This is a genomic window from Actinophytocola sp., from assembly GCF_035634895.1.
Lineage (GTDB): Bacteria > Actinomycetota > Actinomycetes > Mycobacteriales > Pseudonocardiaceae > Actinophytocola.
Genome location: NZ_DASQCC010000124.1, coordinates 42,546 through 54,210 on the forward strand (window position 1 = coordinate 42,546; position 11,665 = coordinate 54,210).

Genomic DNA, 11,665 nt, shown 5'->3' on the forward strand with positions numbered 1-11,665 from the left:
CATGGGACGGTACTTCGGCAGGAAGCTCGCGATCTACGCGTCGACGTTCTTCGTCGCCGTGACGATCAACTGGCTCATTCCGCGCTTCATGCCGGGCGACCCGGTGCGCGCCATGGTGTCGCGCGCCGGGTTGCAGGACCCGGCGGGCGTCGCGGCCATGCGGGAGTACTACACCAGCCTCTTCGGTTTCGACCTGCCCGTGTGGAAGCAGTACCTCAACTTCTGGGGCGAGCTCGTCAAGGGCAACTTCGGGACGAGCCTGTGGGCCTATCCCAAGCCGGTCGGCTCGATCATCCTCGACGCCGTCCCGTACACGCTCGGGCTCCTGTTGCCCGCCATCCTGCTGAGCTGGTGGGCGGGCAACAGGTTCGGCGCGTACGCGGCGCGGAAGAAGGTGCTGGACAACACGGTCCTGCCGGTCTGGTACGTGCTGACCGCGACGCCGTACATGTGGCTCGCGATCCTGCTCGCCTGGGCGCTCGGGAAGGTGGCCGGGGTCTTCCCGGTGGGCCGCAGCTTCTCCGCGACCCTGGAACCGGGCTGGAACTGGGTGTTCATCGAGGACCTGATCAGCCACTGGTTCCTGCCGTTCCTGTCACTGTTCCTGGTGATGTTCGGCGGCTGGGCCATCGGCATGCGGAACCTGATCATCTACGAGCTGGAGGCGGACTACGCGCACTACCTCGGCGCGCTCGGCGCGCCACACCGGCTGGTGCGCCGGTACGCCTTCCGCAACGCGATGCTGCCGCAGGTCACCGGGCTCGCCCTGCAGCTCGGTGTGATCGTCGGCGGTCAGGTGGTCACCGAGATCGTCTTCGACTACCGGGGGCTCGGCTACCTGGTGCTGGAGGCGATCAAGACCAGTGACCTGTTCCTGCTGCAGGGCATCTTCCTGTTCATCGTGATCGGCGTCCTGGTCGCGAACTTCGTCATCGACATCGTCTACGTGCTGGTGGATCCACGCACCAGGGTCGGCATGGGGAGCGCCTGATGACACAACCGAACACGGATCCGGTGCACTCCGACGTCGAGCCGGCGGCCACGGCCGAGGTCGCCGCCGTGCCCGGCGCGGCGACCGTGCACGCCGCGCCGGTGCGGCGGGAGGCGCTGTACTTCGCGCTGCGCAACAGAAAGCTCGTCGCCGGGCTCGGCGTCGTGCTCGTCTTCCTTTCGCTGGCGCTGATCGGGCCGCTGTTCACCGGCGACGACCCGATGGCCTACGTCGGACCGCCGTCCGCTGCGCCGTCGGCACAGTACTGGTTCGGCACCACGACGTTCGGGCAGGACGTGTTCGCGCAGTTCGTGCACGGCCTGCGGTCCACGTTCTTCGTCGGCGTGGTCGCGGCGTTGATCGCCGGCGTGCTCGGCATGGTCATCGGGTTCACCTCCGGCTACCGCGGCGGGCTCGTCGACGAGATCCTCAACATGATCACGAACATCGTGCTCGTGCTGCCGGTGCTCGCGGTGCTGATGATCATCGCGGCGTACCTGCAGGTGCGCGACGTCCAGATCCAGGCGGTCATCATCGGCCTGTTCTCCTGGCCGTGGGTGGCCCGCGCGGTGCGGTCCCAGACACTCACCCTGCGGGCCAGGGAGTTCGTCGACCTCGCGAAGCTGTCCGGGATGCCGGTGCGGCGGATCGTCTTCCGCGAGATCGCGCCGAACATGGCGTCCTACCTGTTCATGGTGTTCATCCTGCTGTTCGGCGGCGCGGTGCTGTTCGCGGCGACGCTGGACTTCATCGGCCTCGGGCCGACCGACGGCATCTCGCTCGGCCTGATGCTCAACCACGCGAAGCAGTGGAGCGCGATGAACCTCGGCATGTGGTGGTGGTTCATCCCGCCGGGCGCGGGCATCACGATGATCGTCGGCGCGATGTACATCATGAACGTCGGCCTCGACGAGGTCTTCAACCCCAAGCTCCGGGAGACGTGATGGGCGCAGCTCGCGAACCGGACCAGGTATGCTCCGGCCAGCACCCCACCTGCGGCTGGATGCACGAGTGGGACTTTCGTACGGGTCCCGGGAGCAGGATGGGCCGTTCGTTCGTTGCCATATGGACAGCGTCGGGCGGGGCGGCGTCATGAGCCTTCGCGTCGAGGACCTCGAGGTCTACTACCGCACGCTGCGCGGCGAGGTCCGGGCGCTCGACGGCGTCACCTTCAGCGTGGCGGACGGCGAGATCATGGGGCTGGTCGGCGAGTCCGGCTCCGGCAAGACCACGCTTGGCAAGAGCCTGACCCGGATGGACAGCCGGATGCGGCACGTCGGCGGCACGGTCACGTTGGACGGACACGAGCTCCCGATCGGCGACACCGAGGCCATGAACCCCTTCCGGTTCACCGACGTCTCGATCGTGCCGCAGTACGCGATGAGCGCGATGAACCCCACCCGCAGGATCGGCAGGATGGTTCGCGAGCTGGTCGAGTCCCGGAAGATCAGGTTCTCGTCCGTGCGCGACGAGCTGAACCGCCGGCTCGACCTCGTCGGCCTGGACCGCGGGGTGCTCGACCGCTTCCCGATCGAGCTGTCCGGCGGGATGAAGCAGCGCATGGTGATGGTGATCTCCACGCTGCTCAACCCGGCGCTGCTGATCGCCGACGAGGTGACCTCGGCGCTGGACGTGTCCACGCAGCGCGCGGTCGCGCTGGCCCTGGCGTCCTTTCGCGACCACGGCCTGGTCCGCAGCATGATCGTGATCACGCACGACGTGTCGCTCGTGTACCAGATCGCCGACACGATCACGGTCATGTACGCGGGCCGGCTGGCCGAGACCGCGCCCACCGACGTCCTGACCTCCGCGCCGCGGCACCCGTACACGCAGCTGCTGATCTCGTCGCTGCCGGAGGTGGGCGTCCGCTACGGCGGCAAGCGGCTGACGGGAATCGCCGGCAGCCCGCCGGCGCTGCTGGACCCGCCACCGGGGTGCCGGTTCCGCGACCGCTGCCCGCTCGCGTTCGACAGGTGCGCCGAGCAGCCGCCGTTCGTGAAGATCGCGGACGACCACGAGGTCGCCTGCTGGAAGGTCACGTAGATGCTGCGACTGGAGCGGGTTTCCAAGACCTATCGGGTCGGCGCGTTCGGCCGGGGCACGCTGCGCGCGGTGCGGGACGTGAGCTTCGAGCTGCGGCCCGGGGAGGTCACGTCGCTGATCGGGGAGAGCGGCAGCGGCAAGTCGACGATCGGCCGGATGATCCTGCGCCTGCTGCGCCCGACGAGCGGCGCGATCACGTTCGAGGGCACCGACATCACCGGGCTGCGCGGATCCGGGCTGAAGGAGTACTACCGGCACGCCCAGGGCGTGTTCCAGGACCCGTTCAGCACCTACAACCCGATCTTCCGCGCGGACCGGGTGTTCGCCATGATCCGCCAGTCGTACTTCCGGTCGGTGCGGGACGACGAGTGGGGCGACCGCGTGGTCGAGGCCGTGCGCTCGGTCAACCTCAACCCGGACCTGGTGCTGGGCAAGTACCCGCACAACCTGTCCGGCGGACAGCTGCAGCGGCTGCTGGTGGCCCGCGCGTTGCTGCTGGACATCAGGTTGCTGGTGGCCGACGAGATCATCAGCATGCTGGACGCGTCGACCCGGATCGACGTGCTGAACCTGCTGGCGGACCTGAAGGAGCGGGGCCTGGCGGTCCTGTTCATCACGCACGACCTGTCGCTGGGCAACTACCTGTCCGACCAGACGGTGATCCTGCGCAGGGGCGCGGTGGTCGAGCGCGGCGCGACCGAGAAGGTGTTCGGCGACCCGCGCCACCCGTACACGCGTACGCTGCTGGCGTCGGTGCCGCGGCTGGGTGTGCGCTGGGAGGACCTGCCGGTGCCACGGATCGAGGGACACGAGTGCGACGCGCCGCCCGACGAGGTCGAGGACGACCACTTCGTGGCATGCTTCGACACCGCGAGTGTCCATCATGGGCGGAAGAGCGAGTCGGTGTGACGAAAAGAGTGACGATCGCCGACGTCGCCAGGCAGGCGGGGCTGTCGAAGGGCGCGGTGTCCTACGCGCTGAACGGGCAGCCCGGCGTGTCGGAGGCGACGCGGCAGCGGGTGTTGCGACTGGCGCTGGAGATGGGGTGGCACCCCAACAGCGCGGCCAAGGCGTTGTCGGGTGCGCGGGCGGGTGCGTTCGGCCTGGTGCTGGCGCGGCCGGCGAGCACGCTGGGTGCCGAGTCGTTCTTCATGAAGCTCATCTCGGGCATGGAGAGCGCGATGGAGTCCAGCCAGACCGCGTTGCTGCTGCAGGTGGTGCCTGACCACGCCGCCGAGATCGCGACGTACCGCCGCTGGTGGGCGGAGCGCCGGGTGGACGGCGTGTTCCTGGTCGACCTGTGCGTCGAGGACGCCAGGGTGGCTGTCCTGGAGGAGCTGCGCCTGCCGGTGATGGTGGTGGGCGGCCCGGGGCACCACGGCTCACTGGCTGCGCTGTGGATCGACGACGCGAGCGCCATGGTGATGGCCGTCGAGTACCTGGTGGCGTTGCGGCACCGGCGGATCGCGCGGATCGGCGGCGTCCCCGGCATGCTGCACGACGAGATGCGCACGGCCGCGTTCGACTCCGTGGTGCGCCGGCTGGAGCTGGAGTGGTCGACGACCATCCCCACCGACTACAGCCCGGAGGCCGGGGCCCAGGCCACCCGCCGCCTGCTGAGTGGCGCGAACCCGCCGAGCGCGATCATCTACGACAACGACGTCATGGGCGTCGCCGGGGTGTCGGTGGCCCACGAGATGGGCGTGAAGGTCCCCGGCGACCTGTCGATCATGGCCTGGGACGACTCGGTCCTGTGCGAGATCACCCACCCGCCGCTGACGGCCGTGAGCAGGGACATCACCGCGTACGGCCGGCAGGTCGCCGAGCACCTGCTGGCACTGCTGAACGGCGAGGTCGTGACCGAGGTCCAGGACACCCCACCCCGCCTGGTCGTCCGCGGCAGCACCGCCCGCCCACTGACCTGACCACCCGCGAGTCCCGCGTTCAGACACCGTGAGGCCCGCGTTCAGACACACCGAACTGCGGTTTCGTGCACACGGCCCAGTCCACGACCTGCACGAAACCGCAACTCGGTATGCGCGAACGCGGGACTCGGTATGCGCGAACGCGGGACTCGGTATGTCTGAACGCGGGACTCGCGGGGCGGTTTGCCCGGTCCCGCCAGCGGCGGCTGGCGGGACCGGGGCCGTGTGGTCGCACACCCCGATGTGCGCGATCACATGTCGGGGGCTCGGGTGGACGGCTGCTCGCGGCGCGAGGGTGGTCGGGGTGGTTGGGAGAGTGCGGGCGGGTCGCCGGTTGCCACGGGCCGGCGACCCGCCCGGATGTCAGCGTCCGGAGGGACTCCCGGACGCTGACCGAGGCGGCGCGCTGCCCCACAGGACTGCGCCGGCCGCGTTGGTCAGGACGATGCGGCTGGTGGTCGCCGGCTGGGCGCCGCTGCCCGAGGGCAGGCCGCTGTACGACCAGTCGTTGGTGGGGTCCCAGGTGCCGCTGCTCGTGACGCGGACCTGGATCTCCTTGCGGTACTGGCTCTGCCCGGCCGGCGCGATCGCGTCCGGGCAGGGCACCTCGACGTAGTAGACGTTGCCGCTCCACTGGATCGGCGCCGACGCCGCGCCGCACTGGTTGTAGTTCATGGTGACGGTCAGCTGGGCCGGCGTCGTCGTGCCGTCGAGCGTGAAGAAGTAGCGGACCCTGCGACCGGCCAGCGACCGCGCCGGCCACGCGGACTGGTTGGCCACGTACAGCTTCACCTCGGTGAATGTCGAACTCTGTTGCGTGGCGGCGCCTTGGACGTAGGTCTCGGGGCCGTCGGGGGTCTCGGCGGGCGGGAAGCTCGCGAGCGGTGTGCCGCCGTACTCGTCGTACAGCTTCGCCAGCGCGCCGGTGTACGCCGCGTTGTAGTCCAGCGCGACCTCGTTGGCCACGTAGTTCTGCCGGTCGTCGGTGTACGCGTCGTTCGCGTCCGGGCCGCCGACGAGTGCCCCGTAGAGCACGTGGCGGCTCTGCGCGGGCTGGGTGATGTTGTCGGTCCAGCTTCCGTGTGCCGTGCGGTGGTGCGGGTTGCGGGGCGGGTTCTGCCCGAAGCCGACCAGATAGCTGGCGTTGCGGGGGTTCTGCCCAAGCGTGTAGTTGATCTGCCGGACGGCGAAGTCGTGGTACCGCGCCCGCAGCGTCGGGTCGGTGACGTTCTTGCTGTGCACCAGCGCGACGAACGCGGTGTTGGCCGCGTACCGCAGCGAGCCCCACGTGTCGAGGAAGGCCAGGCCGCCGGGGGAGTAGCGGACCTTCTGCCCGTTGACGCCGACCGTCCAGAAGTCCAGCCAGCGGTTCGCGTCGGTGAAGTACTTGTCCTTGCCCGTCAGCTGGGCCAGCAGCACGTAGTCGCCGTAGGACTTGTCGTCCCACGCGATCGTCCAGCGGTAGGACTTGGTGGTGGTCTGCTGCTCGTTGGCCAGCGCGTCGTACTCCGCCTCGGCCTTCGCGAGGTAGGTGGCGTCGCCGGTCGCGCGGTAGAGCCAGATCGCGCCCCACACCAGTTCGTCCTGGTAGCCGCTCCAGCTGCGGTAGAAGTTCTGGGCGTCGGTGATGCAGTCGCTGTACCTGCCGCGCCGCTGGTCGGCGAACGTGTAGAGCTGCTTCGCGTGTGTCAGCAGGGTGTTGCGGTACGCGGTGTCGTCGGAGAAGACCATGGACGCGGCGGCCATCGCGGCGGCGGACTCGCCGGCGAGGTCCGAGCCGGGGCAGCTCGCGTCGATCTTGTAGGCCGGGCGGGCCATCGGCATGACCTCGGCGGGGCCCCACCACTGGTGGTCGGCGTTGCCGTTGCCCACCTGCCCGTAGAGCACCTGGGGCTGCGGGTGCGCCTTGATGAGCCAGTCCATGCCCCAGCGCAGGTTCGACCTGAGCGGCGCGAGCTGGCCGGCCCGCTGGTAGGCGGCCGGCGACTCGACGGCGCCCCAGGCGAGCATGGTCATGCTGGCGGCGAACGGGAGCCCGAACTTGACGTGGTCGCCCGCGTCGTAGAACCCGCCGGACAGGTCGAGCCCGACGTCACGGCCGTCGTTCAGGCCCGAGTCACCACGCCAGCCGACCCGGTTGCCGGTGCCCAGCGCTCCCGAGCGCTGCGCGTCGTAGAACCAGACCGACTTCTGCAGCGCCTCGCCGTAGTTGAAGGCAGGCGCCGCGGCCGCCGGTGTGGCGCCCGAGGGTGCCACGAGCACGGCGCCGGCGATGGCCAGCACCGTGAGCATGCAGAGCCGGTTGCGCACGGGGCCTCCTCGTTGAGGGCTACCTCTCGGTCCGCTGTCTGGGAGCGCTCCCAGAAGTGTAGGGCGTGACGGTCACACTTGGGAAGGGGGACTGCGCCATCCGCACGAACCGTGTTGTGCCGGTTCGGAACGGGGAGTAGAGCAGAATGCCATGAGGCGTGTCGCCCTAACATTCCTGGCCGCCCTGTGCGCGCTCACGGGCTGCTCGGGTGTCCAGCAGACGGCCACCCGGGGCGTGGCCGCGCTCGGCGACCGTCTGTCCACAATGGACGATATAGTCGACTGGATGCGTGACACCGCAGGCGAATGCGAAGACGTGACACCGCAGGGCCGCGACGCGTTGCGCGGGTTCATCGGCCCGGACAACGCCGCGCGCTTCGCGCCGTACGTGGCCGAATGGGCCACCTGCTCGGTGTCGAACGAATTCCCCAGAGTGGGCCTGGTGCTGTTCTCCGCCGACGGACAGCTAAAATTTCAGAAATCATGGCACGACGCGATGACCGCGGGCGTGGTGGCCGACGGGCCGTCCTTCGCCTTCGGCAACGGGTTCGCGGTCTCGGCCGGCGCGCTCGGGGTGAGCAGGCTCGGACTGTACTGGTTCCTCTGCGACTTCACCGACCCGAAGGTGCACCGGATCCCCGCCGACGAGGCAGGCTGCGTGTTCGCCAACTCCGAGCACGCGCACGGTTGAGGGACGCCACTGGAGCCGCCGATCCAATGGGGTCCGCGGGGACCTACGGGCTCGAACAGGTGAGTGCCGGCGCCGTGTCGCTCGACGCGTTCGCCGTCAGGCCGAACGACTGGCTGCCGCCCACCGGTACCGAGCCGTTCCAGTTGGCGTTGCTGACCGTCGCCTGCGTGCCCAGGCTGTCGGTGGTGAGCGTGCCGTTCCAGACGCTGTTGATGGTCGTGCCGCTGGGGATCGTCCAGCCGACACGCCAGCCGTTGAGCGCGGCCGTGCCCGGGTTGCGGACCGTCACCTGTGCCTGGTAGCCACCCTGCCAGTTGCCGGTGACCGACCAGGACGCCGTGCACGCGTTGTTCGGCGGCGCGTTCGGGTCCGGCGGGTTGTCGACCACGCCGACGCCGGTGACCTCGCCGCTGCCGCCGTCGAAGGTGACGTCCGAGCAGCCGTAGAAGGTCTCGTTGGAGTCCGAGCGCTTCCAGACCGAGTAGATGACGTGCCGGCCGGTCTTGCCGGACGGCAGGTTCGCGGTCCACAGGTACTTGCCGTCGGTCGTGCCGACCGAGCCGGTGACCGGCGGGTGGTCCACCGTCGCGAACGGCTGGGACTCGAGCTCGTCCCAGCGCAGCGGCTGGTCGGGATCCCAGCCGTCCTTCGTGACGTACAGGTAGAACCAGCCGGGGTGGGCGGCCCACGCGTTGTAGGAGAAGTTGAAGCTCGCGCCCGAGGTCAGGTGCGTGAGCGGCCAGTTCCCGACCCGGTCGTAGCCGGCGAAGTTCGGGTTGCCGCCGGAGCAGAGCTGGCCGTCGGCGATGAACCCCACGGTGCGGCCGGCGCCGTCCGAGCGGAGCACGGAGAACCAGTTGTACAGCGAGTTGTCCCCGCTCTGCGCGACGGCCCCGGAGCAGGCCGAGTTCTTCGGGACGATGTTGCCCTGCTGGCTCAGGCCGTCCCGCCAGCACAGGAAGGTCCGGCTGCCGGGCGTCATCAGCGCGCCGTGTGCCGACGCGGGCGGTGCGTTGAGCGTCGCCGCCACCAGGCCGGCCATCAGCATCGCGACGGCGGCCAACACCGTTGTTGCCCTTCTTCGTGTCATCGTGCCTTCTTTCTTGCGCCTGGGAGCGCTCCCAGTAGTCTGAACGGTAGCCCGGCCGGTTGCCGGCAGGGAACAGTTCGCGTGGCCACGACAAACGATTTGCCCAACGCGCTGGGCCGTTCGGGCGATAATCGCGAATATACGGTGATCCTGGGTGATGGTCTTCCCAGTCGCGCGGGTGCCCGCTAGATTGTGGGAGCGCTCCCAATCTCGGGCAAAGGAGATCACACCGTGGTGATCAGGAACTGGTGGCGTGCGCTGACGGCCGCCGCCGTGCTCGTGGCCCTGGGTGGGCCGCTGGCCGCGTCCGCGGAAGCCGTCGCGTACGAGCGGATCGTGAACGGCAGCTTCGACTCCGGCGCCGCGGACCCGTGGTGGACGGGCGCCGGCACCCTCGGGCACGTCCCCGGCGGCGAGTTCTGCGTGGACGTCACCGGCGGCACCGCGAACGGCTGGGAGGCGTTGGTCGGGCAGAACGGCGTGCCCTACGAGGCCGGCCAGTCCTACACGCTGACCTTCGACGCCCGCGCCACGACACCGCAGCAGGTCTCCGCGGTGGCGGGCGAGGCGGTGGAGCCGTTCCGGCAGATCGCGAAGCTGGACGCGAACCTGACGGCCGAGCCGAGGACGTTCACGTTCACCTTCACGTCCTTCCTCGACTTCCCGGCGGCCGGCAACGGCCAGCTGACGTTCTGGCTCGGCGGCCAGAGCTTCGACAACACCGTGTGCGTGGACAACGTGTCGCTGACCGGCGGCGTGCTGCCGCCGCCGGGTCTCGAGCCGGCCCCGCCGATCCGCGTCAACCAGGTCGGCTACGTGCCGGGACTGCCGAAACAGGCGAGCGTCGCCACCGACTCGTCCACGCCACTGCCGTGGACGCTCAGGAACGCGCGCGGCGCGGCGGTCGCGCACGGCCGGACCATCCCGAAGGGCCTGGACGCGGGCTCCGGTGAGAACGTTCACATCGCCGACTTCTCGGCGTACGACAGGCCGGGCACCGGGTACACGCTGTCCGTCGACGGGGACACCAGCTTCCCGTTCGACATCTCGACGACCGCGCTGACCGGACTGCGGTACGACTCGCTGGAGTTCTTCTACCACCAGCGCAGCGGCACCCCGATCGAGGAGCGCTACGTCGGTGCGGCGCACGCGCGCCCGGCCGGGCATGTGAACGTTCTCCCGAACCAGGGCGACAACAACGTGCCGTGCCGCGCGGACCTGGCGTGCGGCTACGCGCTCGACGTGCGGGGCGGCTGGTACGACGCGGGCGACCACGGCAAGTACGTGGTGAACGGCGGCATCGCGGCGTGGGAGCTCCAGAACTCCTACGAGCGGACGCTGCGCCTCGGTGACGTCCGGGCGCTCGGCGACGGCACGCTCGCGATTCCCGAACGGTCGAACGGCGTGCCCGACGTGCTGGACGAGGCACGCTGGGAGGTCGAGTTCCTGATGAGGATGCAGGTGCCCGACGGTCAGCCGCTGGCCGGCATGGCGCACCACAAGATCCACGACCAGCAGTGGACGGGCCTGCCGCTCCTGCCCGACCAGGATCCGCAGCCACGCCGGCTGTCCGCGCCGAGCACCGCGGCCACCCTGAACCTGGCGGCCGCGGCGGCGCAGGCGTCCCGCCTGTGGAAGAGGTACGACCCGGCGTTCGCGACGCGCGCGCTCACGGCCGCGGAGAAGGCGTACGCGGCGGCGAAGGCGCACCCGGCAATGCTGGCCGACCCGGACGACGGCCAGGGCGGCGGCACCTACAGCGACGGCGACGTGTCCGACGAGTTCTACTGGGCTGCGGCCGAACTGTTCGCGACGACGGGCCGGTACCGCGCGGACGTGACGGGTTCCCCGCGCTACGGCGGCAAGAGCCTCAGCGACCGCGGCATGGACTGGGCGGCGACGGGCGCACTGGGCGACATCACCCTGGCGATCGTGCCGACCGGCCTTCCGCCGGCGGAGGTGGGCGCCATCAGGTCGGCGGTCGCGCGAGCGGCCGACCAGGACCTGGCGAACATGGCGTCGGCCGGCCACCCCGCGCCGTACCGAACGGACGACGGCCGCTACGAGTGGGGCTCGAACGGCCTGGTCGCGAACAACGGTGTGATCATGGCGCTGGCCTACGACCTGACCCACCGCCCGAAGTACCGAGACGGCGCGTTCGCCGCGCTGAACTACCTACTCGGCCGCAACCCGACGAACTACTCCTACGTGGCCGGCTACGGTGACCAGCCGGTGCAGAACGTGCACCACAGGTTCTGGGCACACCAGCTGGACCCGTCGCTGCCGACCGCCCCGCCCGGCGCGCTGTCGGGCGGCCCGAACAGCGGGCTGCAGGACCCGGTGGCGGCGCGGCTGCTGACGGGGTGCGCACCACAGCGGTGTTTCGTCGACCGCACGGAGGCGTACTCGGTCAACGAGGTCGCGATCAACTGGAACTCGGCACTGGCCTGGCTGTCGAACTGGACCGCCGAACAGTCGACGGCGGCGGGACGGTGACGGTCGACTTCACGGCAACCAGGAAGGGTCAACGCACAACACCGACCATGAACGGTGTGGCGTGACCCGGGCGAGGGCCGGTCTCCCCGCACGGCCGGCCCTCGCCGATCACGCCACAC

At 69.8% G+C, this 11,665-nt stretch carries 9 protein-coding genes; 7 read left to right on the forward strand and 2 right to left on the reverse strand.

The window, feature by feature from the left end; all coding sequences use genetic code 11:
• Position 1: 1 nt before the first annotated feature.
• The 5 genes from VET29_RS17920 (at position 2) to VET29_RS17940 (ending at position 4,959) form a co-directional block, all read left to right on the forward strand.
• The gene (locus tag VET29_RS17920) at positions 2–991 is read left to right on the forward strand and encodes an ABC transporter permease (protein ID WP_324921647.1); all 990 of its coding nucleotides are present in this window, start codon (positions 2–4) and stop codon (positions 989–991) included.
• Positions 991–1,935 (forward strand): ABC transporter permease, encoded by a 945-nt coding sequence (locus VET29_RS17925; RefSeq protein ID WP_324921649.1) that lies wholly within the window; start codon positions 991–993, stop codon positions 1,933–1,935. Before VET29_RS17920 ends, VET29_RS17925 begins: the two co-directional genes overlap by 1 nt.
• A gap of 148 nt (positions 1,936–2,083) precedes the next feature.
• Entirely contained in the window at positions 2,084–3,034 is a 951-nt protein-coding gene (locus tag VET29_RS17930; protein WP_324921651.1) for an ABC transporter ATP-binding protein, read from the forward strand.
• Positions 3,035–3,943, forward strand: a complete 909-nt coding sequence (locus tag VET29_RS17935) for an ABC transporter ATP-binding protein (RefSeq protein ID WP_324921653.1) — start codon at positions 3,035–3,037, stop codon at positions 3,941–3,943. It abuts the gene before it with no gap.
• Positions 3,940–4,959 (forward strand): LacI family DNA-binding transcriptional regulator, encoded by a 1,020-nt coding sequence (locus VET29_RS17940; protein ID WP_324921655.1) that lies wholly within the window; start codon positions 3,940–3,942, stop codon positions 4,957–4,959. The genes VET29_RS17935 and VET29_RS17940 overlap by 4 nt, the downstream gene beginning before the upstream one ends.
• Positions 4,960–5,322: 363 nt before the next feature.
• Here the strand turns inward: VET29_RS17940 and VET29_RS17945 are convergent, their stop codons facing one another.
• Entirely contained in the window at positions 5,323–7,269 is a 1,947-nt protein-coding gene (locus tag VET29_RS17945) for a glycoside hydrolase family 9 protein (protein ID WP_324921657.1), read from the reverse strand.
• 151 nt (positions 7,270–7,420) lie between these two features.
• On the opposite strand from VET29_RS17945, the gene VET29_RS17950 reads away from it, so the two are divergent.
• Positions 7,421–7,960 (forward strand): hypothetical protein, encoded by a 540-nt coding sequence (locus tag VET29_RS17950; protein WP_324921658.1) that lies wholly within the window; start codon positions 7,421–7,423, stop codon positions 7,958–7,960.
• Between the two features lie 43 nt (positions 7,961–8,003).
• Here the strand turns inward: VET29_RS17950 and VET29_RS17955 are convergent, their stop codons facing one another.
• Positions 8,004–9,050, reverse strand: a complete 1,047-nt coding sequence (locus tag VET29_RS17955) for a lytic polysaccharide monooxygenase auxiliary activity family 9 protein (protein ID WP_324921660.1) — start codon at positions 9,048–9,050, stop codon at positions 8,004–8,006.
• Between the two features lie 231 nt (positions 9,051–9,281).
• Between VET29_RS17955 and VET29_RS17960 the strand changes: the two genes are divergently transcribed.
• Entirely contained in the window at positions 9,282–11,546 is a 2,265-nt protein-coding gene (locus VET29_RS17960) for a glycoside hydrolase family 9 protein (RefSeq protein WP_324921662.1), read from the forward strand.
• Positions 11,547–11,665 lie beyond the last annotated feature (119 nt).

What these genes read in the sequence shown, in the direction of transcription:
- VET29_RS17920 (WP_324921647.1), top strand. Translation starts at nt 2, where the DNA reads ATGGGACGGTACTTCGGCAGGAAGCTCGCGATCTACGCGTCGACGTTC.
- VET29_RS17925 (WP_324921649.1), top strand. Translation starts at nt 991, where the DNA reads ATGACACAACCGAACACGGATCCGGTGCACTCCGACGTCGAGCCGGCG.
- VET29_RS17930 (WP_324921651.1), top strand. Translation starts at nt 2,084, where the DNA reads ATGAGCCTTCGCGTCGAGGACCTCGAGGTCTACTACCGCACGCTGCGC.
- VET29_RS17935 (WP_324921653.1), top strand. Translation starts at nt 3,035, where the DNA reads ATGCTGCGACTGGAGCGGGTTTCCAAGACCTATCGGGTCGGCGCGTTC.
- VET29_RS17950 (WP_324921658.1), top strand. Translation starts at nt 7,421, where the DNA reads ATGAGGCGTGTCGCCCTAACATTCCTGGCCGCCCTGTGCGCGCTCACG.
- VET29_RS17955 (WP_324921660.1), bottom strand. Translation starts at nt 9,050, where the DNA reads ATGACACGAAGAAGGGCAACAACGGTGTTGGCCGCCGTCGCGATGCTG.